The organism is Arthrobacter sp. JDC6 (genome assembly GCF_056484025.1).
On the sequence record NZ_CM151278.1, the window covers coordinates 2,638,455 to 2,665,348 of the forward strand.

Consider the following 26,894-nt stretch of genomic DNA (forward strand, 5'->3'; position numbering starts at 1 on the left):
GTCACGCCCCCGCAGCGGTGTGCCCGGCCAGCGTTCCAGGGGTGAGCCCCGTGCCGGGGTTGAGGCGCGGAGCGAGCTGCTGCCGGAGCCAGGCCTTAACCAGCCGTTCCCAGCGCTCGGGGTCCACATTCCATTCCTTGGTGTGCCGTGCGTGGTTGAACGTCTCGAACGTGACCATCTCCGGGTTCCGTTCGGCCAGGAGCGCGGACGGTCCGTAGGGCACGTACTCGTCGTCAACGCTGTGGATGATCAGCGTGGGTGTCCGCAGCTCCACGGCCCGGGACACCCAGTCCATGACCTTCAGGTCCACCGGTGCCGACAGGCCGGTCAGGCGGCGCCCCAGCGGGTGGCCCAGCATCAGCTGCCCGTAGCGGCCCACCAGCGACGGAATCCGGTTCAGCTGTGCATGGTGCGCCAACACGGTGACCCAGTCGATCACGGGTGCGTCAAGCACCATGGCCCGGATCAGGTGCCGGTACCGGGAAAGGTCCGCGGTCTGCAGGCAGATGGCCCCTCCCATGGACCAGCCGAACAGGACAATTTCCTCGGCCCCCTCGGCCAGCGCATACTCAATGGCGGCTTCGATGTCCTGCCACTCCGTGGAGCCCAGGCCGTACCGTCCGTCATCGGCCGACGGCGCCAGCCCGTCGTTGCGGTAGGACACCAGCAGGCTGGTCAGGCCCAACTCCAGTGCCGGTCCCACCGCCCGCAGCGCTTCCTGCCGGGTGGCTCCGCGGCCGTGCACCATGATGGCCCAGGTGCGGGCTGTCCCCTTGGCCCGGACCAGCCAGGCCGGCGCTTCCCCGCGCTCCACGGGTATCAGCACGTCCTCGGCAGGAATTCCGACGGCGGCCGGGTCAGGGTAGGTGGCGCCGCTCCACCATCCCCAGCGGGCCGTGGACAGGTCGCCGCTGTAGACGGCTTCGACCTCGCGCAGGACCGTGCGTTCGGCCGGCGAGTAGGAGATGATGCGGCCGATCCGCGCGTGGCCCTTGCCGCCGTCGAAAAAGAATCCGTAAACCCCATCCACGGTGGTGTCGTCATTGGCGGCCAGGATCACCTGCTGCTTCTGCCCGTCCCGGATTACGGCCAGCAGTTCCTTGTCCGCTGCCCGTTGCCGGGCCGGGGTAATGACGCGGCGGGCAAAGTACACGGCGAGCGCGGACGAACCGGCGCCCAGCAGGCTGGCCACGGAGCCGCCGGCGACGGCTCCGCCGATGGCCCACTTCGCCCCCGGCGACATTCCGCCGGAATCCCTGGTGGTTGCAGTCATTGCAGGGCGCGCTCGCCGGAAAGGTGCCATGGGACTATTCTTACCGGCGTTACCGCCGATACCCGCATTCCCGGGCAGGAACGGCACGGCGGCGCACGGCTCTCCGGTCGTGTTCCGGCACTTTCTCCAAGTGCGGTGCGGGCGCCCCCGAGCGGCGCTAGGCTAAGGCCATGAGTGATCCGATCATCATCCTGACCGAAGAACCCCTGGGCGCGGACGACCGCGTGAACATTGAACGGCTGGTGGATGGGTCGGACAGCCGGCTGCTGGTCCTGGTCCCTGCGAACACCGAGCGCCACCTGCTCGTGGACTTCCTCGAAAACCTCTCCATGCTGGACGTTGCCAAGGCATTCCGGGAACTCGCCGGCCGCAACCCGGACGCCGCCGCCGAGCGGGCGCACGCGGATGAAACACTCGCCACCTCGCTTGCCGCGCTGGAGGGCCTGGGCTCGGGTGTGACCGGCCAGGTGGTGGAGGGGAAGGCGGTGGACGGCCTTGTGGCGAAGGTCCGGGAAACCGGCGCCGCGCAGGCCGTGGTGATCACCAGGCCGCATGCCGTGGCCGATACCTTCCACACCGACTGGGCCAACAAGGCGCAGGACCAGCTCGGTGTCCCTGTGCTCCACCTGTACGCGGGCTCGGGATTTATCGGCGACTCCTGAGCGTTGGGAATGCTATGAGCATCTTTGGAAACAGCATCTTCGGTAACAAGTCGGCAGGCGTTGTTGGCGGGGCACCGGCCAATGCCACGCAGGACCCGGCCCGGCATGACACTGCCAGGCAGGACACCCCTCAGCAGGACACCGGCATCCCGGAAACTGCCGTCAGGAAGAGCGATGAACAGTGGCGGGAGGAACTGACGCCGGAGGAGTACCACGTGCTGCGGCAGGCCGGAACCGAGCGCCCTTACACCGGTGAGTACTGGGATACCCACACAGAGGGTGTGTATCAGTGCCGGGCGTGTGGCGCCGAACTGTTCACCAGCAACGAAAAGTTTGACTCGCACTGCGGCTGGCCTTCCTTCTGGGCTCCGCTGGCTGAGGGGAATGTGCGCTACATCCACGACAGGACCCTGGGCATGGAAAGGATTGAGGTGCGGTGCGCGTCGTGCGACTCGCACCTGGGCCACGTCTTTGAGGGCGAGGGGTATGGAACGCCCACCGACCAGCGCTACTGCATCAATTCGGTGTCACTCCGGCTGGTGGCCAGGGATGATGCCGGGGACAGTACGCCGGAAAGCTGAACCGGAGAGGGCAGCGTTCCGGGACTGATCCCACAGCGGAGGGACAGTCTCGATCCTTCCCGGAAACCATCGAGGCTAAGCATTTCTTACTAATGAGTTGTTTTGGCATAAGTCCTGCTGGTTGCTTGTTACGCTCACCGGAGAAGCAAGCAACCAGAAAGGCAGCCGACGATGACAGAGACCCTGACCACCGCCGTCACCGGGATTTCCGCACAGGACCACGACTGGCTCCGGCTCAAGGCCGCCGCCACCGCACTGCAGGCGCTCCAGGTCCAGGACGGGTCCGTCCCCAACCCCGCGGACCACGGGGAGGCAGCGCAGTACGTGGATGCCATTGTGGCCGCCATCCGGGCCCTGGCCCCCGCCTTTCCGCACGACGCCGACTACCTGGACGCCGCCTGCAAAGACTTCGAGGCATGGGCCGCCGGCGGCTTTCCTGTCCCCGACTTCCTCTCCTCGCTCCTGGCCTTCCAGCCGCAGGAGCACCGCCGCGACGGGCTGCAGCACCTTGTGGTGTTCCCTATGTACACCCAGAACGGCAGCAGCAACAGGCTGGTGGAGGCTGTGCTGGTGGAGGTCATCTGGCCCGAATTCATCGCCGGACTGGAGGCCGGGGACTACTCGAACAAGCTGTTCGTCCCCATCCGGTTCGTCGACTTCACTCCCGGCTACGACACGAACTCGGCCGTTCTCTTCCCCGAGACTGTGGCCGTCAGCCAGACCCCCACGTTCACATGGGGCGCCATCTTTGCCGACCGTGAAGCCGCCCGGTTCCGCCGCGTGCTGAAGGCCGCCGCGGAGATCACGGCCCTGGAGCTGCCGGAGGCCGCCGCGGAACTGCTCGCGGACCAGGACCTCACCGAGGCCACCTTCGTGATGTGGGACCTGATCCACGACCGGACGCATATGCGCGGGGACCTGCCGTTCGATCCGTTCATGATCAAGCAGCGGATGCCCTACTTCCTGTATTCGCTGGAAGAACTGCGCTGCGACCTCACGGCCTTCCGCGAATCGGTGCGGATCGAAAGGGACGACGACGCCGACCCCGACGCACGGCGGCACGCGAAGCTCGTACAGTACGCAATCATCTTCGACCGCATTTTCCGCTTCGCCATCACCGGCAGCCGGGTCCGCAACTACGATGGCCTGGGCGGCCAGCTCCTCTTTGCCTGGCTGCACCAGCACCACGTGCTGCACTGGACGGATACCCGGCTTACCATCGACTGGGATGAGGTGGCGGACGCCGTGATCGCCCTGGGTGCCAGCATCGACGAACTCTACTGGCGGTCCATTGACCGTCCCAAGACCGCCCACTGGCTGGCGGCCTACCAGCTGGTTTCGGCCACCGTCACGCCCAACCCCGCCTCCGTCTGGGCCAAGGGCCCGGACGCGCTGCCGTTGGCGGGGACGCCCCGCGGACTCACTGACCAGGTGCTGGACGACGAGTTCCCGCTGTCCATGTTCTACGAGGCACTGGAGAAGAAGATGCGCCCCGTCATTGAGTCCACCGCCGGGATCACCGGCCGCTCCGCGCTGTGAGCAGCGCCGGTCCGGCCGGGGGTGCGCCCTCCGCCCGGCCGCTCACTGTCCTGGTGGCCGGCGGCAGCGGCGCGTCGGGAATCGCCGTGGCGCGGGCACTGGCTGCCGCGGGGCACCGGGTGGCCACGGCGGGCTCCGACCAGGCCCGGATCACGGAGGCAGCGCGGAAAGCGGGCGACGGCGTCAGTCCATTTGCGTGCGACCTGGCGGTTTTGGCGGACGTCCGGCGGCTTCGCGACGACGTCACCGGCGCCTTGGGGGCGGTGGACGGCGTGATCCACCTGGTGGGCGGCTGGCGCGGGGCCAAGGGCATCGCGGACCAGTCCGACGACGACTGGGACTTCCTGGAACGCGGCGCCATCACCACGCTGCGCAACGTGTCACGCGTCTTTTTCGACGACATCGCCGCCTCCACGTCGGGAAGGTTTGCGATGGTTTCATCCACTGCCCTGGATCAGCCCGCCGCAGCGGTCGCCAGCTACGTGGCGGCGAAGGCCGCCGCGGAAACCTGGACCATGGCCATGGCCGATGGCTTCCGCCAGGCCTCAGGGAGCAGCGGGAGCCCGGCGGCCGCCACCATCCTGGTGGTCAAGGCGCTGGTGGACGATGACCTGCGCCGCGCCCATCCCGAGCGGAAATTCCCGGGGGCAACGGACGTAACTGACCTGGCTGCCGCCGTCGTCCGGCTTTTCACCACTCCGTCCGCCGAACTCAACGGCGCCCGGCTCCGGCTGGCGGACTGACCGCCTGTCTGGCTTTGCCTGGCGTGGCAGTACCTAAACTGAAAGCGTGAGCAACCCTATGACCACCACAGCAGAAACCCGTGCGGCGCTGCGGCTGCATGATCCCAACGTGCGCGGATTTGCCTCCGACAACTACTCCGGGGTCCACCCGGAAGTCCTGGCGGCCCTTGCCGCAGCCAATGGCGGACACCAGGTCTCCTACGGCGAAGACGACTACACCGCGCGGCTGCAGGAACTGATGGTTGACCACTTCGGCCCAGGCATCGAATGCTTCCCCGTCTTCAACGGCACCGGCGCCAACGTCCTGTCGCTGCAGTCCCTGCTCCCCCGCTGGGGTGCCGTGGTATGCGCCTCCACCGCCCACATCAACATGGACGAGAACGGGGCACCGGAACGCATCGGCGGCCTCAAACTCCTGCACGTGCCCACGCCGGACGGGAAACTGACTCCTGAACTGATCGACCGGGAGGCCTGGGGCTGGGGTGACGAGCACCGAGCCCAGCCGCTCGCCGTCTCCATCACCCAGACCACGGAACTGGGCACCTGCTACACGCCGGAAGAAGTCCGTGCCATCGCCGACCACGCGCACGCCAGGGGCATGAAGCTGCACATGGACGGGGCGCGGCTGGCCAACGCGGCAGCCCACCTGGGCGTGCCCCTGCGCGCCTTCACCCGGGACGCCGGCGTCGATATCCTCTCCTTCGGCGGCACCAAGAACGGGCTGCTCTTCGGCGAAGTAGTGGTGGCACTGAACCCGGAAGCCGCCCACGGCCTGGTCTACCTGCGCAAGATGGACATGCAGCTGGCCTCCAAGATGCGTTTCATGTCCGCCCAGTTCATCGCCCTGCTGGAAGGCGACCTGTGGCTGCGCTCGGCCGCACACGCCAACGCCATGGCCACCCGGCTGCGTGCCGCCGTCGACACCATTGAGGGCGTCCGGCCCACCCAGGAAACCGAATCCAACGGAGTCTTCGCCATCCTTCCCCCCGGCACGGCGGACCGTCTGCGGAAGTCCTTCCGGTTCTACGACTGGGATGAGGCGAAAGGGGAAGTCCGGTGGATGTGTTCCTTTGACACCACGGAAGAGGACGTCGATACCTTTGCTGCCGCGATCCGCCATGAGCTCCGGGAATACCGCGCCGGCCAGGCCGGGTGAGCGGCCGCCGACGGCGAGCCTTCCTGCCCCGGCCCGTCCCGCCCCGTAATCTGCCAAGGTGAACGCACTGGACCAGGTTCCCCCGGATTTTCTCCACGCCTTGGGAACCCTCAGGAAAGCCCGCTGCCGGAAGGAACTTCGCCTCGCGGAGATCCCAGCCCCCGCGCGGCTGGCACCCTTCGCCGTCGCGCTGGGCGCAGAGGTGATGGCACCGGGCGCCGCAACCCCGGCCACGCCGGTCCACGGACCTGCGGCCATTGCGTTTGCCGCCGCATCCGGAACGGCCGCCCCGGGACCGGCGGACGAGGACGAAACGGAGCTGGCCACCGGACGCTTCATCCTGCTGCACGATCCGGATGGCTCGGCGGTCTGGGACGGCGAGTTCCGGATTGTCACCTACATCCGGGCAGAGCTGGAACCGGAAATGGGCAACGACCAGATGCTGGGAACCGTGGCGTGGACCTGGCTGGTGGAGGCGTTGGAAAACCACAAGGCGGCATACCGGGCCGCCGGCGGCACCGCCACCCGCGTCCTCTCCGAAAGCTTCGGGACACTGGCCGGGCGGCCCGGGTCCATCGACATCGAACTCCGCGCCTCCTGGACGCCCGCTTCCTCCGATGTCCAGGCCCACCTTGAGGCCTGGTCCGACATGGTGTGCACGTTCGCCGGCCTGCCGCCGCTCCCCGACGGCGTCACCGCACTCCCACCCCGTCGGCGAAGCCAGCAGAACGGTTATGGGGCAGCCCGGTAAACTGGGGGCATCATGACCCCAAACATCCCGGAAAACACCACGGCCGGCGTCCCGGCTGCTGCTGCCGCATCCCACATCACGGTGGAGGGCTTTGACAGCCCCATCCCCGAAATCATCGACCTTGACTCCCCCCGGGACGGCGTTCCGCTGGTCATCGAAACTGCGTCCGGCCTGGAGCGGTGTGCCGCGGCCATTGCCGCCGGCACCGGACCCGCCGGCGTGGACGCCGAGCGCGCATCAGGTTTCCGCTACGGACAGCGCGCCTTCCTGGTCCAGATCCGCCGCGAGGGCGCCGGAACCTGGCTGATCGATCCCGAACCGTTCGAGAACCTGGACATCATCAACGACGCCCTGCGGGGCGTCGAATGGATCCTGCACGCCGCCACCCAGGACCTGCCCTGCCTTTCCGAGCTCGGGATGTGGCCGGACAAGCTCTTTGACACCGAACTCGCCGCGCGCCTGGCCGGGCTGCCCCGGGTAGGCCTGGCCGCCGTCATCGAGCAGCTGCTGGGATTCGGGCTTGCCAAGGAACACTCCGCGGCCGACTGGTCCACCCGGCCCCTGCCGGAGCCCTGGCTGCGCTATGCCGCCCTGGACGTGGAAGTCCTGACCGAACTGCGTGAGGAACTTATCGAGCTGCTGGAGGCGGACGGGAAACTGGAGTACGCCCAGCAGGAATTTGCGGCAATCCTCGCAGCGGGCATCGCTCCCCCGCGCGTTGACCCGTGGCGGAAGACCTCGGGCCTGCACCAGATCCGGGACCGCCGCCAGCTGGCCGCAGTCCGCGAACTGTGGCTGGAACGCGACTCGCTGGCGCAAAAACGCGATGTGGCACCGGGCCGGCTGCTCCCCGACTCGGCCCTCGTCGCCGCGGCGAAGGCCATGCCCGCCACCGTCCCACAGCTGCTCACCACCAAGGGGTTCCACGGGCGCGCTGCCCAGCGCGAAGCGCCGCGGTGGCTGCGCTGCATCGCGGCCGCCCGGGACCTGGAGGACCTGCCACCCCTGCACCTGGCCACCAACGCCCCGCCGCCGCCGCGGGTCTGGGCCGACCGCGATCCGGAAGCCGCTGCCCGCCTGGCCACGGCCCGGCCCCTGCTCCAGGCGAAAGCCGAGGAATTGAACCTCCCGCTGGAGAACCTCCTGACGCCCGACTACCTCCGGCGCGTGGCCTGGCGGCCGCCCGCGGACGTCACTGAAGACTCGATTTCCGCGGAATTGCGGACCCTGGGCGCCCGCCCGTGGCAGGTGGAACTCACGGCTCCGCTGATCTCCGCCGCCTTCCTGGACCCGCAGCCGCTTCCACCCAAGGAACCCAAACAGGCCGCTGCGGCGGCCGGCCAATAACCTTTTCGCGTTAGCCCTTGCAGGCTAAGTTACTCGCGAGTAACATCGGTGTGACCGACGCCAGGTGAGTGCCGCACTCCGGCATGCGCCCGGCGCTACGTCTCGATGAGGAGTTACACGTGAGCCAGCACGGAAGCGGCGCATCCCCGCGCACTGTCCGCGACGTCGTCTTTGTGGACGGCATCCGCACACCCTTCGGCAGGGCCGGCGAGAAAGGAATTTACGCCGGAACCCGGGCCGACGACCTGATCGTGAAGTGCATCCGCGGCCTCCTTCGCCGCAACCCGTCCCTGCCTTCGGAGCGGATCGATGAGGTGGCCATTGCCGCCACCACCCAGACCGGCGACCAGGGCCTCACCCTGGGCCGGACCGCCGCGCTGCTGGCCGGTCTCCCCCGGACGGTCCCCGGCTTCGCCATCGACCGGATGTGCGCCGGTGCCATGACGGCCGTCACCACCACGGCCGGCGGCATCGGATTCGGCGCCTACGACGTGGTGGTTGCCGGCGGAGTGGAACACATGGGCCACCACCCCATGGGCTCCGGCGCCGACCCCAACCCCCGGTTCATGTCCGAGCGGCTGGTGGACCCGGCAGCCCTGAACATGGGAAACACGGCCGAGAACCTGCACGACCGCTTCCCCGCCATCACCAAGCAGCGCACCGATGCCTACGCGGTGGCCTCGCAGGACAAGCTGGCAGCCGCCTACCGGGACGGCAGGATCCAGCCGGACCTGGTTCCCGTTGCCGCCCGGAAGCCGGGCGAGGGCTGGACCGTCCACAGCAAGGACGAACCGCCGCGCCCGGGCACCACCATGGACGACCTGGCCGCCCTGCGCACGCCGTTCCGGGCCCACGGCCGGGTTACTGCCGGAAACGCCGCCGGCCTGAACGACGGCGCAACCGCCGCTGTCCTTGCCTCCTCCGAGGCCGCCGCAGAGCTGGGGCTGCCCGTGAAGATGCGGCTGGTGAGCTACGCCTATGCGGGGGTGGAGCCCGAGGTGATGGGCATCGGCCCCGTCCCGGCCACCGAGAAAGCACTGAAGAACGCCGGGCTGACCATCGGGGACATCGGCCTGTTCGAGATCAACGAGGCGTTCGCCGTCCAGGTCCTGAGCTTCCTTGACCACTACGGCATCGCCGACGACGACCCCCGGGTCAACCGGTACGGCGGCGCCATCGCCGTGGGGCACCCCCTTGCCTCCTCCGGTGTCCGGCTGATGATCCAGCTGGCCCGCCAGTTCGAAGAGGACCCCTCCGTGCGGTACGGGATCACCACCATGTGCGTGGGCCTTGGCATGGGCGGCACCGTGATCTGGGAGAACCCGCACCACCCCGACTACAGCGGAACCCCCTCCGGGAAGACCGCCGCCGTTTCCGAAGGAGCCATGGCATGAGCGCCGCAGATTACCGCAAGTTGGCGGACCTTTTCCCCAACGAAACCGTGACCCACTCCTATGTGCAGGACATCGCCCTGCCAGGCACGGCGGGCAGGCCCAGCCCGGGCACCTTTGCCCTCGTCACCCTGGACAACGACCTGGACCACACCAAACCCACCACCCTGGGCCCCAACACCCTGGTGGAGCTCGGCACCGTCCTGGAGGGCCTGCGCGACCGTGCGGCCCGTGGCGGGATTGTGGGCGTCGGGGTGACCGGCAAGCCGCATTACCTGGTGGCGGGCGCGGACCTCTCCGCCGTGAAGTCGCTGGAAAAGCGTGAGCACGGGCTGTGGATGGCACAGCTGGGCCACGACGTCTATGCAACCCTGGCAAACCTTGGCGTCCCCAGCTTCGCCTTCATCAACGGCGCCGCGCTGGGCGGCGGCCTGGAAATCGCCCTGCAGTCCACCTACCGCACGGTGTCCACGGGGGCGGCTGCCCTGGCGCTTCCGGAAGCCTTCCTTGGCCTGGTGCCCGGCTGGGGCGGCGTCTACATCCTTCCCCGCCTGGTGGGCCCGGAAAATGCCGTAAAGGTCATGATCGAAAACCCGCTCAGCAACAACCGCCCCCTCACCGGTGCGCAGGCATTCGGCATGGGCATCGCCGACGCCCTCTTCGAGCCTGCCGACTTCCTGGAACAGTCGCTGGCCTGGGCGGCCGGTGTCATCTCCGGTGAGGTGGTCCCGGAGCGGGCCAACGCCGTCGACCCTTCCTCCCCTGACGCGGCAACCCGCTGGGCCGCCGCGGTGGACGCGGGGCGGGCCTTCGTCGAGGCCAAGACCTCCAACGCCTCCCCAGCCCCAGCCAAGGTCCTGGACATCCTCGAGGCAAACCGCACCATGACAGCGGCGGAGTCCGCCGCGCTGGAATGCGACACACTGGCCGGGCTGATGCAGACGGATGAGTTCCGCTCCACCGTCTACGCCTTCCTCGACCTGGTGCAGAAGCGTGCCAAACGCCCGGCCGGCGCCCCTGACCGCAAGCTGGCCCGGCCCGTCACCAAGGTGGGCGTGGTGGGCGCCGGACTGATGGCCGGCCAACTGGCCCTGCTTTTTGCCCGCCAGCTGAAGGTGCCCGTGGTCCTGACCGACATCGACCAGGCGCGCGTGGACAAAGGCGTTGCGTACGTCCACGCCGAGGTGGACAAGCTGCTGGCCAAGCAGCGCCTAAGCCAGGACGCGGCCAACCGGACCAAGGCGCTGGTGACGGGCTCGGTGTCAAAGGACGCCTTCGCTGACGCCGACTTCGTGATCGAGGCCGTCTTCGAGAAACTGCACATCAAGAAGCAGGTCTTCGCCGAGCTGGAAGGCATCGTGGCGCCGGAGTGCATCCTGGCCACGAACACGTCCTCGCTCTCCGTGACGGAAATGGCCGCGGACCTGCAGCATCCCGAACGGCTGGTGGGCTTCCACTTCTTCAATCCCGTGGCTGTGATGCCGCTGCTGGAAATCGTGCGCGCCCCGCGCACGGACGATGCCGTGCTGGCCACCGCCTTCGAACTGGCCAAGGCGCTGAAGAAGAACGGCGTGCTGGTCAAGGATGCGGCCGCGTTCGTGGTCAACCGCATCCTGCTGAGGCTCATGGGGGAAGTCACGGCGGCCTTCGACGAGGGCACCCCGGCGGAGGTGGCGGACGCCGCGCTGCGGCCCATGGGGCTGCCCATGACGCCGTTCACGCTGCTGGCCATGGTGGGCCTGCCCGTTGCGCAGCATGTCCAGGAGTCCCTGAACGCCGCCTTCGGCGACCGCTTCCCGGTCTCCGATAACCTCAAGAAGCTCATCGACAACAACGTCAAAGCACTGTGGGAGACCGCCCCGGACGGTTCGCGGACCATCCCCCAGTCCACGCTTGAGCTGCTGTCCTTTGGCTCCAGCCCGTCCACGGCGGAGCAGGTGCTGCACCGCGTCCAGGATGCCCTGGCTGAGGAAATCGGCCTCATGCTGGACGAGGGCGTCGTCGCCGGACCCGAGGACATCGACCTGTGCATGATCCTGGGCGCGGGCTGGCCCATGTTCCTGGGTGGCATCACGCCGTACCTGGACCGGGTGGGGGCCGCGGAGCGGGTCAACGGCAGGCGTTTCCTGGCACCGGGCGTCGCGTCCCCCGCCGCAGGGTAACCGGCACCAGGCCGGCAGCCAGGACGGTGGGTGCTGCCTGTCAGGCCGGGGTCAGCCGGCCGCCGTCGAGCGTCAGGAGCCGGTGCGCCGCCGTCCGTGCGTAGCCCAGGTCATGGGTGACCAGCACGACGGCGGCGCCCGCCGCTGCTGCCGATCCGACGGCGGCGTCCAGCAGGGCCAGCCCGTCCCCGTCCAGTGCCACGGTGGGTTCGTCCAGCGCCAGGACGGCGGGCCTGCGCGCCAGGACGGTGGCCAGCGCCAGGAGGCGCTGGTCGGATGCCGGCAGCTCGGCGGGGTGCTCGTCGGCGGCCTCCGCCAGCCCGACGGCCTGAAGCGCCGCGGCGGCGCGGCCGGCAACCATGTCCCGGCCCACCAATCGCTCCAGCCCGAAGCTGACCTCCCGCAGTACGGTCCGTTCAAACAGCTGGTCGCGCGGCTGCTGGAACAACAGGCCCACGGATGCAGCGGTCCGTCCGACGGGGTCGCTTGAGATGTCGCTGCCGCTGACCAGGACAGTTCCCGCGGTGGGTCGCAGCAGCCCGTTGAAGTGCCGCAGGAGCGTCGATTTTCCGGCGCCGTTGGGCCCGGTGACCGCCACGATCTCCCCCGGGTGGACCTGCAGGCTGATGTCCTGCAGCACTGGGGTGCCTGTGTTCAGGCCGCCCGCCGGTGCCGCCCTGCCCCATCTTCTGCGGCTTTCTTTTCCGCGAACCTGCGGGTCCGGGTACGCGAAGGAGACGCCGCGGAGCTGCAGGGCAGCCGGCCCCGTCTGCCGGGCTGCAGGCCGCCTTGGCGGTACCGCGGACTCCGGCACGGCAGGACGCCTGATTGCCCGGGGCAGCACTGGCGGGACACCGCCATCTCCGGAATGCCCCGCTCCCATACCGGCGGGATGCCCCGCTGCCGTGACCATGCCCCCAGCGAGTACCACCCATGTGTCTGCGTCCAGGAGCAGGGGGTCGACCACCTGGCTGAGGATTACGACGGCGGTACCCCGCTTCAGCAGGTCCAGGACCAGGGTGGCAAGATCCTCCGCCCCTGCCGCGTCCAGGGAGGCGAAGGGCTCGTCCATGACCAGCACAGGAGGTCCGGCGATGATGGCGCAGCCGATGGCCAGCCGGCGGAGCTGGCCACCGGAAAGCGTCCCGGGGTCCTGGTCCAGCAGGCCCTGAAGTCCCAGCAGCCCGGCCGTGCGCTGCACCGCCGCCTGCATGTCACCACGCCCCGTACCGGCATTCTCCAGTCCAAACGCGAGTTCCTCCGCCACCGTGGCGCGGACGGTGGACAGCACGGCGCCGGGGTCCTGGGGGACAAAGCCCACGTGGCGGCCCCACTGGGCGGGATCGATCCGCGGGTCCCCCGCGCCGCCGGCAAACTCAAGGCGCGTGCCGGACAACTCAAGGAACCCTGCCAGCGATCCGTGGCCGCCCGGAGGCAGCCAACCGGCCAGCAGGCGGCCCAGGGTGGACTTCCCGCTTCCGGAGGCGCCCAGGATGGCCGTGAAGGAGCCCGGTGCAAGAGATATGGCGACATCCTGCAGGGCCGGGACCTGCCCGTCGTGGAAGGTGAAGTGCCGGATCCCGGCGGCCAGCACCGGCTTGCCTGACGTGGCCGCATCACCGGCATGGCTGTCATTGCCCGCATTACTGTCATTGCCTGCATTACTGGCATTGCTGGCATTGCCCGCATCACTGGCATTGCGTTGGCCGCGGGACACCATGGGCTCAGCCACGTGCGCCCGCCTGCACTACCCGGAGAACCACTGCCGCCAGGGCAGCGAGCACCAGCACGATGCGTACTGTCCGCTGCCGGCCGGAATCAGCCACCTCGCGGTAGCTGGTCCGCGGCCCGGTGTTGCTGAGTCCCCGGGCTTCCAGGGCGGCAGCACGGGTGCCGGCATCATCGATCAGGGAGAGGACCAGCGGAACGGCCTGCAGCCGGAACGCGCCCAGCCTGGACACCATGCTGCGGGAGACCACAAGGCCGCGTGATTCCTGGGCCTGCCGGATCCGCTGCGCCCGGGCGGCGATGGCCGGCAGCAGGGTCAGGGTGGACGCCAGGACGAAGGCGAACCGGCCCTGTACGCCGCGGGCGGACAAGGCCGCCACGAGGTCGGGCACGCGGACGCTGAAGGAGAACAGCAGGAGGGCCAGGACCACGGCCGCCAGCTGCAGGAACCGCTGCCCGGCGAAGGCCAGGCCCTCCTGGGTGATACGGGCAGGTCCCCACTCTGCCAGGACGGTCCTGCCCTCCGGGAAGAACAGTCCGTGCAGCCACAGCAGCGACAGGCCAAGCGGGACCAGGACTGCCGCAGCCGCCGGGAGCACCCGCCGGGCCGTGCCGCCCGCCACGGACAGGCCAAGGCAGGCGGCAACCACGGCGAGGGACAGCGGCCAGGTGCCGGCCGCCGTCGTAATGGCCGCCGTGGCCGCGGCAGCCGTCAGCGACGTCAGCGGGTTAAGGCGTTCCCGCCTGGCCGGCGCTGCCGTCCTGCCTGCCGATGGTGCCGTCACAGCGTTGCGGTCAGCCCTTCCGTGCAGAATCCGGGGAGGTGCCCTGCGCGGGACCGTGCCCGGGCCCCTGTGCGGGAGCGTCAGCCGCGGCCTCCACGGGGGTGTTGCCGGCCAGGACCCGGTGGCGCCGCACGAAAGGGAACTGCAGGCGTGCCCTGCGGGGCAGCGCATAGACCAGGATGGCCACGACTGTGAACACGATGGCCTTGTCCATAGGGTCGGAGATCAGTGCCTGCTTGGTGATCGCGGCCAGGAGGGTGTCCCCCATGGCCCGGAAGGCGCTGACGATGGCCCCCGTGGCCACGCCGGAGGTGCCCCCGAAGACGAAGGCGGCCACCGGGGCGGACACCACGCCGGCGATGATTCCGGTGGCGAAACCGGCCACGGGAGCCAGGTAGAAGCGGCGGAAGAGGCCGTAGCGTGCTGCCAGCCCGGCGAGGCAGCCAATGAGCGCGGCGCCGGCTGCGAACGGAAGCACCGTGGGGTTGAAGAAGGACCAGACGATGCTGCTGAGCGCTCCGGTGGCGGCACCGGCGGCCGGGCCGGCCAGGACCGCGATCAACACCGTGCCGATGGCGTCGAGGTAGAAGGGAACCAGGGTGCTGCCAACGAACTGGCCGAGCACGATGTTCAGGACCAGGGCCACCGGAATGAGCACCAGGGTGGACGCGGGCAGCGTGGGCAGGACGGCGACGATCAGCAGGACTGCGCCTGCCAGGAAGCCGGTGAGGGCGATCAGGGCCGATGCGCTGCCCGGACCTCCGGTGATGTCTGCCGGCTGGTTGAGCACCAGGTAGACATAGGTGGCCGCGATGGCCAGGGCGCCGAGGATCTCCAGCAGCCGGCGGCGGGCCGCCGGGCGTTCCTGGGACGGAAGCGTCAAAGAGGGCGATGACATGGGGAATGTTCCTTTGGGTGCAGGCAGTGGCCCGGCAGTGCCGGGCCGGAGTGTGGCTGCCTATGTCACCTCGGCAGCAGCCGGCGGCAACTGCGCCGGGCCGGTCCGTGGCCCATTCTACCGGCCATCGTCCGGCAGCGTCCCGTGCCGGGTGGCCCGGTCATGACGGGTCCGTCCCTGCCCTGTCAGCCAACCCGGCGGGCCAGGCTTCCGATGGCGGACACGAGTTCGCGGAACGCCTGCTCCGGGTTGTTGCTGTCGACAATCCTGGCGTTTGGGGGTGTGCCCCAGAGCCCGCGGAAGTCGGCCACAGTGGTTCCCGCCAGGAGCGGCGAATCCGTTTCGACGTCCACGGTGGCGGTCCGCGCCGTGTACTCGAGCGTGCCTGCCGCGACTCCTGCGGCGAAGAAGTCGTGGACGTGGGCCAGGTATCCCTGGTCGTAGAGCCGGTGGAATTCAAAGTAGAACCGCAGGGCATCTGAAAGGTGCCTGATGAGGGTGTTGTCGGAGGTGCTGCGCCGCCCTTCCGGCTGTTCCGGGAGCAGCAGTTCGGGAACGCCGGCACCCGCGGCCCGGGCCAGCGCCGTGACGTGGGCCGGGTGCAGTTCCATGCGTTCGGTGGTGTCAAGGGAGCAGACGATGGGGAGTTTCTCCAGCGGCCTTCCCCGGTACGCGGCGTAGACCTCCTTGGCGGCGTGCGGATCCACGTGCGTGTTCCACTCGGCGGTGGGGGTGGTGTTGCCCTGGTGGTAGAAGGCGCCGCCCATGATTACTGCCTTGGCCAGGAGGTTGGGCAGTTCCGGTTCCTTGCGCAGGGCCAGGGCGAAGTTGGTCAGCGGTGCGGTGATGAGCGCGGTGAGCTCGCCTGGCCTGGCCCTGGCATGTTCGATCCAGAGGTCCACGGCGTCCCGGTCGCAGAGCCGCCCGGCGGGTTCGGGCAGCACGGCGTACCCGATCCCTTGCGGTCCGTGGGTCTCAGGGGTGGTGAGCAGCGGGATGGACAGGGGCTGGCGGGCACCAACCGCCACCTGGACCCCGGACCTGCCGCACAGTTCCAGCAGGGCCAGGGTGTTGCGGGCAACCTGGTCCGCGTCCACGTTGCCGGGAGAGGCCGTGACCGCCACGATCTCCGTGTCCGGGAGGGCGGCCAGGTAGGCAAGGGCCAGGGCGTCGTCGATCCCGGTGTCAACATCCAGGAGGTAGGCGGGCACGGCGGCCTAGAAGAGCGCGACTTTGGGCACTGCCGGGAAGATCCAGTCCAGGTCAGCCAGGTCTTCGGGCGTGGGGACCCAGTTCGCCGCTTCCGCGTTCTGCCTGACCTGCTCCGCCCTGGTGGCCCCGGCGATGACGCTGGCCACCGAGGGCTGGGCGGCAAGCCAGGAGAAGGCCACCTCGATTTCGGTCAGCCCGCGTTCCTTCGCGAAGGCGCTGAACCGGCCCAACTGGTCCCAGTCGGCGTCGTCCACCATGTTGGTGCGGGTGTGGCTGAGCCGGGACCCCTCCGGGGCATGGCCCGGTGAGTACTTGCCGGTGAGGAGTCCGTTGGCCAGCGGGAAATACGGCAGGACACCGAGCCCGAACTCCTCCGCGGCGGGCGTCACCTCAAGCTCGGCACGGCGGTCCAGGAGGTTGTAGTGGTTCTGGGTGGAGATGAAGCGGGCCGTGCCCAGTTCGCGGGCCACGTACTCCGCCTGGGCGATCTGCCAGCCGGAACGGTTGGAGTGGCCGATGTAGCGGACCTTGCCGCTGCGGACCAGGGTGTCCAGCGCCGCGAGGGTCTCATCGATGGGGGTCAGCGGATCCGGGGTGTGGAACTGATAGAGGTCGATCCAGTCCGTGCCGAGGCGCCGCAGCGAGGCCTCCACCGCCTGGATGATGTAGCGCCGCGACCCGCGGGCGCCGAAGTCCGGCCCGCTGCCGCCCTTCATGTCCATGCCGAACTTGGTGGCCAGGACGACGCCGGAGCGCTTGTTTCCGAGGGCCTTGCCGAGCATGGTTTCGCTCAATCCGGGCTCCCGCCCATAGGTGTCGGCAACGTCGAAGAGGGTGATGCCGGCATCCACCGCTGCGTGGACGACGGCGTCCGTGGCGTCCTGCGTCTCGGTGGCGGTATTGGCGCGGCCAAGGTTGTTGCAGCCAAGGCCCACGGTGGAGACGGTCAGGCCGGATTTTCCAACGCGGCGGTAACTGGTCAAGGACGCCTCCTAGAGGGTGAAGTTGCTGGCAGGCTTGGCTGAGTGCTTGAGCTTGAAGTGGTCAGGGTCGCCGTAGGGGGCGGCGCCGATGCTGAGCTTGGTGAAGTCAAGGTCCTCGCCGCGGGCGCAGACTTTGATGGCGTTGACGGCCTTGTTCACGTCCGGGCAGAGGCAGAAGATGTTGAGCTTGTAGTCAGTGAATTCGGACCGCTCCACCGTGCCCAGGCCGCGCCAGGCGAGGTGGCTGATCAGGGCGTCCGTGGCCTTCTGCTCCAGGTAGCGGTCCCGGTCGGTGCCCTCCCTGGTCTTGAGCGCGAACTGCGCCACCACCCAGAACTGTTCCTCGGTGGGGATCTCGGCGTAGCCGTCCTCCGCGCACTGGGCTGCGAAGGCGTCGAGGAGGCCCTCCGCGGCAGCAGCATCCGGGACGTCGGTTTCCTCGGTTTTGCTCTGGTGCCCCACGGCGCCGAAGTTCATGACGAACTGGGAGTACTCATCGTCGAACCAGGCCTCCCGGAAGTGGAGGGTGCCCTCGTCGTCGCGCTTGTAGACCCTGACAATGCCGCTCATTTACGTCCTTCTGTAAACCATTCGACGTCGGTGCCGTCGAATGGCGCCTGCTGTGCCTTCACGGCGTGGTAAAGCCCGTCCGCTGCGGCCTGGATGTCTTCAATCAGTTGCTGCGGGTAGCGCATGGAGACGCTGTGTTCGGCGAACTCGTCCTGGTCGTCGATGAAGACGCCGCGGTCAGCCGTCCGGATGACGTCCAGGTCCATGTCGATCACGTGGAACTCGGTCACCGCCGGCCGGATGTGTGTCCATTCGTGGCCCACCGCCAGGTCGATGTAGACCCGTACTCCCGCCGGATGCGCGGAGTCGTAGAACGTGGCCACCCAGTCACCCTCGCGCGGCACCAGCAGGACGGCGTCGGAGCGCGTGTAGAACGCGGCGCCGGGGCGGGAACAGAACTCGTTGGTGCCCTGGAAAATCCACCACCCGTGCCGGTCTTCGCCCAGGTACCGGCCCGGCACCACCCAGTGGGCCTTGCCGTTCCACTTCCGGTTCCGGGAGACCACCAGCTGTCCCGGCTTTAGGCCGTTGGGAACGCGCGTGGTGGTGGTGTGCAGGACCGGTCCGGACTCCCCGGCGGGGCCGGGATACTTCAGCTCGTCCTCGTCCCTCACAGGATCGGGAGGCTGCCGGTGGTGGGGTGCTGCTGCCCGGGCAGGGGCCGCGCAAACGGAACCTTGGTTCCCAGGACCTGCGCAACGACGTCGTGAGTGATCTGCTGGGCGGTCAGCCCAACGCGCTCCAGCACCTGGTTGCGGGTGCCATGCTCCAGGAATTCGACGGGCAGGCCAACCTCGTTCAGGGCGGTGTCCACGCCTGCCGCCCGCATCTCCTGCCGGATGCGCGATCCCACGCCACCGGCGCGGACGCCGTCTTCGATGCAGATCACCAGCCGGTGGTGCGAGGCCAGCGCGATGATGGAACGGCGGACCGGGAGGACCCAGCGCGGATCCACTACGGTGGTGCTGATGCCCTGCGCCCCGAGCCGGTTGGAAACGTCGAGGGCCAGCTCGGACATCGCGCCGACGCTGACGATCAGGACGTCGTTCTCGGTGGAGCCGGAGGGGCGGCGGGCAAGGATGTCCACGCCGTCGCTCAACCGCTCCAGCGCCTCGACCGCCGGACCAACAGAGCCCTTGGAGAAGCGGACCACGCTGGGGGCGTCGCTGATGGCCACCGCTTCGCGCAGTTCCTCCCGGAGCCGGGTGGCGTCGCGGGGCGCTGCCAGGTGGAGGCCGGGGACGATCTGGACCATGGCCATGTCCCACATGCCGTGGTGGCTGGCGCCGTCCGGGCCGGTGACCCCTGCACGGTCCAGGACAATGGTGACGCCTGCCTTGTGCAGGGCCACGTCCATCAGCAGTTGGTCGAAGGCACGGTTCAGGAAAGTGGCATAGACGGCAACCACCGGATGCAGCCCGCCAAAGGCCATGCCGGCGGCCGCGGTGAGCGCATGCTGTTCGGCGATCCCGACGTCGATGACGCGCTCGGGGTGCTTGGCCGCAAATTTGTGCAGGCCCACCGGGATCAGCATGGCGCCGGTGATGCCGACAATGTCCTCGCGCTCGTCGGCGATGGCGGCGATCTCATCGGCGAAGACGGAGGTCCAGGACTGGGCGCCCCCACTGCCGGTTGGTTCGCCGGTCTCGGGGTCGATGATGCCGACGGCGTGGAACTGGTCTGCTTCATGGGCCCGGGCAGGAGCGTAGCCGTGGCCCTTCTCCGTCATGGCGTGGACGATGACGGGGCCGCCGTAGTTCCTGGCGGTGGAGAGCGCGTGTTCCATGGCCTGGAGGTTGTGCCCGTCCACCGGACCGATGTATTTCATGCCCAGGTCCTCGAACATGCCCTGCGGGGCCCACCAGTCCTTGATGCCCTTCTTCATGGCATGCAGGCTCTTGTAGGTGAACTGGCCCACCGGGCCACCGTTCTGGAGCTTCTTCTTCCACCAGTCCAGTGCGCCCTCATACGCCGGCGCGGCGCGGAAGGAGTCGATGGTGGGGCGCAGGGAGGCAAGATAGTCGGCGAATCCGCCGACGGTGGGTGCGTAGGAGCGGCCGTTGTCGTTGACCACGATGACGACGCGGCGCTTCTTGTCCGCGGCGATGTTGTTGATGGCTTCCCAGGCCATCCCTCCGGTGAGGGCGCCGTCGCCCACGATGGCGACGACGTGCCTGTCGCCTTCTCCCGTGAGCTGGCGGGCGCGGGAGATGCCGTCGGCCCAGGACAGGGAGGAGGATGCGTGGGAGCTTTCGACGATGTCGTGCTCCGATTCGGCCCGCGCGGGGTAGCCGGAGAGTCCGCCTTCCTGGCGAAGGGTGCTGAAGTCCTGGCGTCCGGTCAGCAGCTTATGGACGTAGGACTGGTGGCCCGTGTCGAAGACGATGCTGTCGCGGGGCGATTCGAAAATGCGGTGCACGGCCAGCGTCAGCTCCACGACGCCGAGGTTGGGTCCGAGGTGGCCGCCCGTCTGGGAAACGTTAGTGATCAGGAATTCCCTGATCTCCGAGGCCAGCTGTTCCAGCTGTTTCTCGGTCAACTCGTTCAGGTCCTGCGGATTCCGGATGGTGTCCAAGATTCCCAATGACCCCTCCTTCGGGTGGTAGACGTGCCGTTTAACTCTAACGCCTTGGCTTGGCTGCAAAGCCGAAGCCCCGGCTGGTCGGTGACCGGCCGGGGCTTCGGGAGGATGGTGCCTGCTGGCAGTTACCGCTAGTTGGCGGAGATCTGGCGCAGCACGTACTGCAGGATGCCGCCGTTGCGGTAGTAGTCCGCTTCACCCGGCGTATCGATGCGCAGGACGGCGTCGAACGACTTCGAGGAGCCGTCCTCGGCGGTGGCGGTGACCTTCAGGGTCTTGGGCGTGGTGCCCTCGTTCAGGGCAGTGACGCCCTCCACCGAGAAGGTTTCCGTGCCGGTCAGGCCCAGGCTGGCAGCGTTCTCCCCGGCCGGGAACTGCAGCGGCAGGACGCCCATGCCGATCAGGTTGGAGCGGTGGATGCGCTCGTAGCTTTCGGCGATGACAGCCTTGACACCCAGCAGGGCGGTACCCTTGGCGGCCCAGTCACGGGACGAACCGGAGCCGTACTCCTTGCCGGCCAGGACCACCAGCGGGGTGCCGGCTGCCTGGTAGTTCTGCGCGGCGTCGTAGACGTAGGCCTGCGGGCCGTCAGCCTGGGTGAAGTCGCGGGTGAAGCCACCCTCAACACCGTCCAGGAGCTGGTTCTTGATGCGGATGTTCGCGAACGTACCGCGGATCATCACCTCGTGGTTGCCACGGCGCGAGCCGTAGGAGTTGAAGTCCTTGCGCTCCACGCCGTTGGCCAGCAGGTACTGGCCGGCGGGGGTGTCGGACTTGAACGAACCGGCCGGTGAGATGTGGTCGGTGGTGACGGAGTCGCCGAGCTTCAGCAGCACGCGGGCGCCGGTGATGTCCTTGACCGGTTCCGGCGTCGCCTGCATGCCCTCGAAGTACGGGGGCTTCCGGACGTAGGTGGAGTTCGGATCCCAGGCGAAGGTGTCGCCAGCCGGGGTGTCCAGTGCCTTCCAGCGGTCGTCGCCGTCGAAGACGCCCTCGTAGCCCTTGGCGAACATTTCCTTGTCGATCGAGGAATCGATGACCTGCTGGACCTCAACGGGGTTGGGCCAGATGTCCTTCAGGAAGACGTCGTTGCCGGCCTCGTCCTTGCCGAGCGCGTCGGTCTCGAAGTCGAAGTCCATGGAACCGGCCAGGGCGTAGGCGATGACCAGCGGCGGGGACGCCAGGTAGTTCATCTTGACGTCCGGGTTGATCCGGCCTTCGAAGTTGCGGTTGCCCGACAGGACGGCGCTGACGGCGAGGTCGTTGGCCTGGATGGCCTCGGAGATCTCGGGTTCCAGCGGGCCGGAGTTGCCGATGCAGGTGGCGCAGCCGTAGCCCACGATGTAGAAGCCGAGCTTCTCCAGGTAGGGGGTCAGGCCGGACTTTTCGTAGTAGTCGGTGACAACCTTCGAACCCGGGGCGACTGAGGTCTTGACCCACGGCTTGGCGGTGAGGCCCTTTTCGACGGCGTTGCGCGCCAGGACGGCGGCGGCCAGCATGACCGAGGGGTTGGACGTGTTGGTGCAGGACGTGATGGACGCGATGGTGACCGCGCCGTGGTCCAGCTCGAACTCGCGTCCGTCAGCCATCTTCACGGGAACCGGGCTGGTGATCCGCCCGGCGCCGCCGTGGGCCGCCGAATACTTCGGCGGTTCGCGGTCGGTGTCGGAGACGTGGGTTCCGCCGGAGGTGAAGGACGGGGCGTCGGAGGCCGGGAAGCTCTCTTCGAGGGACTCGTCCAGGGTGCCCGCGTTGGCGTCATGGGACACGTAGTTCTTGAGGTCGTGGCGGAACTCGTCCTTGGCCTCGGTCAACTCGATGCGGTCCTGCGGGCGCTTGGGGCCTGCAATGGACGGGACAACGGTGGACAGGTCCAGTTCCAGGTACTCGGAGAACTTGATGTCGCGCGACGCGTCGTGCCACAGGCCCTGTTCCTTCGCGTACGCCTCCACGAGGGCGACGTTCTGCTCGGAGCGGCCGGTGAGGCGCAGGTAGTCCAGGGTGACGTCGTCGATCGGGAACATGGCAGCCGTGGAGCCGAATTCCGGGCTCATGTTGCCGATGGTGGCGCGGTTGGCCAGCGGCACCGCTGCGACACCCTCGCCGTAGAACTCCACGAACTTGCCCACCACGCCGTGCTTGCGGAGCATCTCGGTGATGGTCAGCACTACGTCGGTTGCGGTGGCGCCGGCGGGGATGCTGCCGCTGAGCTTGAAACCCACAACGCGCGGGATCAGCATGGAGACGGGCTGGCCGAGCATGGCGGCCTCGGCTTCGATGCCGCCCACGCCCCAGCCCAGCACGCCCAGGCCGTTGACCATGGTGGTGTGGGAGTCGGTGCCTACGCAGGTGTCAGGGTAGGCGCGCAGGACGCCGCCCACTTCGCGGGTCATGACGGTGCGGGCCAGGTACTCGATGTTGACCTGGTGCACAATGCCGGTTCCCGGGGGAACCACCTTGAAGTCGTCGAATGCGGTCTGGCCCCAGCGCAGGAACTGGTAGCGCTCACCGTTGCGCTGGTATTCGATCTCCATGTTGCGCTCCAGCGCGCCGGAGTTGCCGAAGGCATCGATCTGGACCGAGTGGTCGATGACCATCTCGGCCGGCGCCAGCGGGTTGACCCGCTTGGGGTCGCCGCCCAGTTCCTTGACGGCTTCACGCATCGTCGCCAGGTCAACCACGCAGGGAACGCCGGTGAAGTCCTGCATGATCACGCGTGCCGGCGTGAACTGGATTTCTGTATCGGGCTCCGCATTCGGATCCCAGCCTGCCAAAGCGCGAACGTGATCGGCAGTGATGTTCGCGCCGTCCTCGGTCCTCAGCAGGTTTTCAAGCAATACCTTGAGGCTGAACGGAAGGGCTTCTGCACCTTCAACGGAGTTCAACCGGAAAATTTCGTATTCGGTTCCGGCTACATTAAGTTTGCCTTTTGAACCGAAGCTGTCCACAGTGCTCATCGCAGGACTCCTCTCGCAACAGTTTCATCTTTGTCGCGCGGTTGACCGCCTGCTAGTTAGGACGCCCTAAGTAGTTACAGGGCCCGAAAATTGCACACGGCCGGCCGAGAATTCGGGCGCGACGTGGGACTACTACGGTCATCGTAGTCCAAAACCGCGGCCGCATCACGGAGCCGGAGCCAGCAGTGCCACGGTCTCAAGGTGGTGGGTGTGGGGGTACAGGTCGAAGGCCCGGAGGCCGGCGAGGTCCCACCCTGAGCGGCGGAAGTAACCCAGGTCACGGGCGAACGACGCCGGGTCGCAGGACACGTAGGCAATGGCCCGGGGCTGCGAGGCAACGAGTTGGCCGACGACGGCTTTCCCGGCTCCGGCCCTGGGCGGGTCAAGGACCAGGGCGTCGAAATTCCGCGGCTTCTGGCGCAGGACCCGTTCCACGCGGCCCTGGACCACCTCCACCTGCGGCGCGGAGTGCAGGTTTTTCCGGGCGTCGCGGCTGGCGCCGGGCGCCCCTTCGACCGAGAGCACGGACCCGGTCTCCCCCACGGCGTCGGCCAGGACAGCGGTGAAGAGCCCGGCTCCTGCGTAGAGGTCGGCCACCACGGCTCCGGGGTGGAGGAAGTCTCCATGCCGGAGGAATTCTGTGACAGCCCCCACAAGTGTCCCGGGCGCGTCGCGGTGGATCTGCCAGAAGCCCTCTCCGGTAACGCGGAAATCGTGTCCCTCGGCGGACTCCTGCACCCAGGTCCGGCCGCGGAGCTGTGTCACGTCACCGGTCAGCGCATCAAAGGCCGCCACGGAAACGTCCCCCGGCACTTCCGCAGCAATTGCCCTCAGCCGTTTGTCCTTTGTCCCGGGCGCGGGCGCAAGGAGCACCAGGGGCCGGGAAGCGTTGGCCGGAGCGGCCACCTCAACCCGCTCGATGCCCTGGAGGTCCAAGTCCCACAAGCGCAGCGCGTTGATGGCGCCGCTGGCCAGGGGCATCTCCCGCACCGGGATGATCTGGCTGGAACGGTGAGCGTGCATTCCCAGCCTGCCGCCGGGGGTGACCGAAAAGCTGGCCCGTGTGCGCCACCCAAGGCCGGTGCCGCCGTCGTACTTTTCCCCTACCGCCTCCACGCTGCCCGCCCAGGCGGCGGGCAGTTGCTCAAAGCCGGCCAGCCGGGTGAGCTGTTCGGCCAGGACATCCGCCTTGAGGCTGCGCTGCCGGGCCAGTGTCATGTGCCCGAACTCCGCACCCCCCACAGGCGGGTGGCCGTGGCCCCATGCCCGGCGGGAATCCGCAGGATGCCAAAAGTGCTCCACCCGGTCGGGGGAAGCCTCGAGCACCTCGATGACGTCCGCCCGCCAAAACTTGGCGTCGTCCGCTGCATCGGTCAGCCGGACCCGGACTTTCTCTCCCGGGATGGCGTGCCGGACAAAGATGACCCTGCCCTCATGCCGCGCAACACAGTGCCCGCCATGGGCCACGGGCCCGACGTCGAGGACCGCCTCTTCGCCTGCATGCCCGGCAGCGTCCGGTGCCTGCGGCGCGGCTGTTGAAGTTCTTGCGGTCACTGGACGTCCTGGAGGTTCTTTGCTTCTTCGGATGATTTGAGCTGCCACGGAACACTGGCCACCATGACTCCGGGTTCGAAGTGCAGGCGGGTCTTGATGCGCAGGGCGGTCTGGTTATGCACCAGCTGCTCCCACCACTTGCCCACCACGTATTCCGGGATGTAGACCACGATCAGGTCCCGCGGGGAGTCCAGGCGCATTTGCTTGATGTACTCCATGATGGGCGTGACCGTCTCGCGGTAGGGGCTGGCCAGGACGGTCAGCGGGACCGGGATTTCGAGCTTTTCCCAGTCGGCGATGGTGTGGGCCGTTTCCTCCGCGTCGATGTCCACCGTTATGGCGTCCAGCCGGGAGGGCCGGGACGCACGGGCGTAGGCCAGCGCACGCAGGACGGGTTTGCGGACGTGGGACACCAGCAGGACGGCGTGCACCCTGGTGGGCAGGGCCCGGGGTGAGGAGTCCTCATCCACCGCGAGTTCCTTGGCCACGTTGTCGTAATGCGCCCGGATGCTCCACATGATCAGGAAGAGGACGAACATGGCCAGGAGGGCGATCCAGGCGCCCTGTTCGAACTTGGTGATGAGGACGATGACCAGCACCAGCCCGGTCATGCCGAAGCCGATGCTGTTGATGGTGCGGGACTTCATCATCCGGCGCCGGACGGCTTTGTCCTTGGCAAGCTTCAGCTCGCGCCCCCAGTGCCGGATCATGCCGAGCTGGCTGAGGGTGAAGGAGATGAAGACGCCCACGATGTAGAGCTGGATGAGCTTGGTGACGTCCGCGTCGAACGAAATGATGAGCACCAGGGCGCCTGCCGCGAGGGCAAGGACACCGTTGCTGAACGCAAGCCTGTCGCCCCTGGTCCGGAGCTGGCGGGGAAGGTAGCCGTCCTGGGCCAGGATGGAGCCGAGGACCGGGAAGCCGTTGAAGGCCGTGTTGGACGCGAACACCAGGATGACGCCGGTGGCCGCCACCACGATGTAGAACGGGATGCTGCCCGGGCCGAAGATGGTCTGGGCAATCTGGCTGATGGCCGGGTTCTGGACGTATCCCTCCGGCAGCGGGTTCCCGTCGAGCAGGAATTCCGTGGCCGGATCCAGCACGATGTGGACCTTGGTAGCGTTGGCCAGGTAGATGATGCCGGCCAGCATCGCGGCGCCGATCACCCCCAGGAGCAGGAGGGTGGTGGCCGCATTCTTGCTCTTTGGGTGCCTGAAGTTCGGCACGCCGTTGCTGATCGCTTCCACGCCCGTAAGCGCTGCGGCGCCGGAGGAGAAGGCCCGGAGCAGCAGGAACGCGCCGGCCAGGCCCACCAGGCCCTGGTCGAAGCCTTCCGTGGGGACGATGGTGAAGGCCGCCGACGGCGCCTCCCCCAGCTGCCCCGTTGCGGCCTGGAACACGCCCACCGCGGTCATGCCCAGGATCGATGCCATGAAGATGTAGGTGGGGACGGCGAATACGCTGCCCGCTTCCTTGATGCCGCGCAGGTTGACCAGGGCAAGGATGACGACGCCGATGGTGGCGATGACGGCCTGCTCACCGTGCAGTGACGGTACAGCAGTGGTGAGGTACGCCGCTGCCGAGGACATGGACACGGCAACGGTCAGGACATAGTCCACCAGGAGGGCCGAGGCTACCGTCAGCCCGGCGTACTTGCCGAGGTTTACGTTGGCGATCTCGTAGTCGCCGCCGCCCGACGGGTACGCGTGGACGTTTTGCCGGTAGGAAGCGACAACGGTCAGCAGGACCACCATGACCGCCAGTCCCACCAGGGGCGAGATCGCCACGGCGCTCACACCTGCCAGGGCAAGGGTCAGGAGGATCTCGTCCGGCGCGTAGGCTACGGAGGAAAGGGCGTCGGAGGCGAAGATCGGCAGTGCGATCTTCTTGGGAAGCAGGGTATGGGCCAGCCGGTCGTTCCGGAACGGCCTGCCCACCAGCACGCGTTTGACGGCGTTCAGTATTGTCAACACCCCACAAAGCTAGTCTGAATCGCGGACGATGTCATGACGGGCCCCGGC

21 protein-coding genes are annotated in these 26,894 nt (G+C 68.0%); 9 read left to right on the plus strand and 12 right to left on the minus strand.

Going from position 1 to position 26,894, the window contains the following annotated elements; genetic code table 11:
• Window position 1: 1 nt before the first annotated feature.
• Window positions 2-1,273, minus strand: a complete 1,272-nt coding sequence (locus ACV095_RS12335; RefSeq protein ID WP_056393651.1) for an alpha/beta hydrolase family protein — start codon at window positions 1,271-1,273, stop codon at window positions 2-4.
• Window positions 1,274-1,443: 170 nt separating this feature from the next.
• Between ACV095_RS12335 and ACV095_RS12340 the strand changes: the two genes are divergently transcribed.
• The 9 genes from ACV095_RS12340 (at window position 1,444) to ACV095_RS12380 (ending at window position 11,605) form a co-directional block, all read left to right on the plus strand.
• On the plus strand, window positions 1,444-1,935 hold the full coding sequence (locus ACV095_RS12340) for a hypothetical protein (protein ID WP_478221994.1): 492 nt from the start codon (window positions 1,444-1,446) through the stop codon (window positions 1,933-1,935).
• A gap of 14 nt (window positions 1,936-1,949) precedes the next feature.
• Window positions 1,950-2,516 carry a peptide-methionine (R)-S-oxide reductase MsrB gene (msrB, locus tag ACV095_RS12345; RefSeq protein WP_478221995.1) on the plus strand — a complete coding sequence of 189 codons (567 nt, stop codon included), beginning with the start codon at window positions 1,950-1,952 and terminating at the stop codon, window positions 2,514-2,516.
• Window positions 2,517-2,687: 171 nt separating this feature from the next.
• Complete coding sequence (locus tag ACV095_RS12350; RefSeq protein WP_018770754.1) at window positions 2,688-4,055, plus strand: DUF6421 family protein; 1,368 nt, start codon at window positions 2,688-2,690, stop codon at window positions 4,053-4,055.
• Entirely contained in the window at window positions 4,052-4,798 is a 747-nt protein-coding gene (locus tag ACV095_RS12355) for an SDR family NAD(P)-dependent oxidoreductase (protein WP_134164357.1), read from the plus strand. Before ACV095_RS12350 ends, ACV095_RS12355 begins: the two co-directional genes overlap by 4 nt.
• A gap of 58 nt (window positions 4,799-4,856) precedes the next feature.
• Entirely contained in the window at window positions 4,857-5,954 is a 1,098-nt protein-coding gene (locus tag ACV095_RS12360) for a threonine aldolase family protein (RefSeq protein ID WP_018770752.1), read from the plus strand.
• Between the two features lie 58 nt (window positions 5,955-6,012).
• The gene (locus ACV095_RS12365) at window positions 6,013-6,705 is read left to right on the plus strand and encodes a DUF3000 domain-containing protein (protein WP_478221996.1); all 693 of its coding nucleotides are present in this window, start codon (window positions 6,013-6,015) and stop codon (window positions 6,703-6,705) included.
• Window positions 6,706-6,717: 12 nt separating this feature from the next.
• Window positions 6,718-8,052 (plus strand): HRDC domain-containing protein, encoded by a 1,335-nt coding sequence (locus ACV095_RS12370; protein WP_144599647.1) that lies wholly within the window; start codon window positions 6,718-6,720, stop codon window positions 8,050-8,052.
• A gap of 119 nt (window positions 8,053-8,171) precedes the next feature.
• Window positions 8,172-9,446 carry a thiolase family protein gene (locus ACV095_RS12375; protein WP_478221997.1) on the plus strand — a complete coding sequence of 425 codons (1,275 nt, stop codon included), beginning with the start codon at window positions 8,172-8,174 and terminating at the stop codon, window positions 9,444-9,446.
• Window positions 9,443-11,605, plus strand: coding sequence for a 3-hydroxyacyl-CoA dehydrogenase NAD-binding domain-containing protein (locus tag ACV095_RS12380; RefSeq protein WP_478221998.1), 2,163 nt, complete (start codon window positions 9,443-9,445; stop codon window positions 11,603-11,605). Before ACV095_RS12375 ends, ACV095_RS12380 begins: the two co-directional genes overlap by 4 nt.
• Window positions 11,606-11,645: 40 nt before the next feature.
• Here the strand turns inward: ACV095_RS12380 and ACV095_RS12385 are convergent, their stop codons facing one another.
• The 11 genes from ACV095_RS12385 to ACV095_RS12435 form a co-directional block, all read right to left on the minus strand.
• A complete protein-coding gene (locus ACV095_RS12385) occupies window positions 11,646-13,337 on the minus strand; it encodes an ABC transporter ATP-binding protein (protein ID WP_478221999.1) in 1,692 nt (563 codons plus the stop codon).
• A complete protein-coding gene (locus tag ACV095_RS12390) occupies window positions 13,330-14,118 on the minus strand; it encodes an energy-coupling factor transporter transmembrane component T (protein WP_478222000.1) in 789 nt (262 codons plus the stop codon). The genes ACV095_RS12385 and ACV095_RS12390 overlap by 8 nt, the downstream gene beginning before the upstream one ends.
• 10 nt (window positions 14,119-14,128) lie before the next feature.
• Window positions 14,129-15,016 (minus strand): hypothetical protein, encoded by an 888-nt coding sequence (locus ACV095_RS12395; RefSeq protein WP_056393637.1) that lies wholly within the window; start codon window positions 15,014-15,016, stop codon window positions 14,129-14,131.
• A gap of 185 nt (window positions 15,017-15,201) precedes the next feature.
• Window positions 15,202-16,227 (minus strand): nucleoside hydrolase, encoded by a 1,026-nt coding sequence (locus ACV095_RS12400; protein ID WP_134164365.1) that lies wholly within the window; start codon window positions 16,225-16,227, stop codon window positions 15,202-15,204.
• 6 nt (window positions 16,228-16,233) lie between these two features.
• Entirely contained in the window at window positions 16,234-17,211 is a 978-nt protein-coding gene (locus ACV095_RS12405) for an aldo/keto reductase (protein WP_478222001.1), read from the minus strand.
• 9 nt (window positions 17,212-17,220) lie between these two features.
• Window positions 17,221-17,781, minus strand: a complete 561-nt coding sequence (locus ACV095_RS12410) for a hypothetical protein (protein ID WP_478222002.1) — start codon at window positions 17,779-17,781, stop codon at window positions 17,221-17,223.
• A complete protein-coding gene (locus tag ACV095_RS12415; protein ID WP_018770741.1) occupies window positions 17,778-18,395 on the minus strand; it encodes a DUF402 domain-containing protein in 618 nt (205 codons plus the stop codon). Before ACV095_RS12415 ends, ACV095_RS12410 begins: the two co-directional genes overlap by 4 nt.
• The gene (gene dxs / locus ACV095_RS12420) at window positions 18,392-20,365 is read right to left on the minus strand and encodes a 1-deoxy-D-xylulose-5-phosphate synthase (RefSeq protein ID WP_478222003.1); all 1,974 of its coding nucleotides are present in this window, start codon (window positions 20,363-20,365) and stop codon (window positions 18,392-18,394) included. Before dxs ends, ACV095_RS12415 begins: the two co-directional genes overlap by 4 nt.
• A 128-nt stretch (window positions 20,366-20,493) precedes the next feature.
• Entirely contained in the window at window positions 20,494-23,319 is a 2,826-nt protein-coding gene (locus ACV095_RS12425; RefSeq protein WP_056393627.1) for an aconitate hydratase, read from the minus strand.
• Between the two features lie 165 nt (window positions 23,320-23,484).
• Complete coding sequence (locus ACV095_RS12430) at window positions 23,485-24,873, minus strand: class I SAM-dependent RNA methyltransferase (RefSeq protein WP_478222004.1); 1,389 nt, start codon at window positions 24,871-24,873, stop codon at window positions 23,485-23,487.
• Window positions 24,870-26,846 carry an APC family permease gene (locus ACV095_RS12435; protein ID WP_043425214.1) on the minus strand — a complete coding sequence of 659 codons (1,977 nt, stop codon included), beginning with the start codon at window positions 26,844-26,846 and terminating at the stop codon, window positions 24,870-24,872. Before ACV095_RS12435 ends, ACV095_RS12430 begins: the two co-directional genes overlap by 4 nt.
• Between the last annotated feature and the right edge of the window lie 48 nt (window positions 26,847-26,894).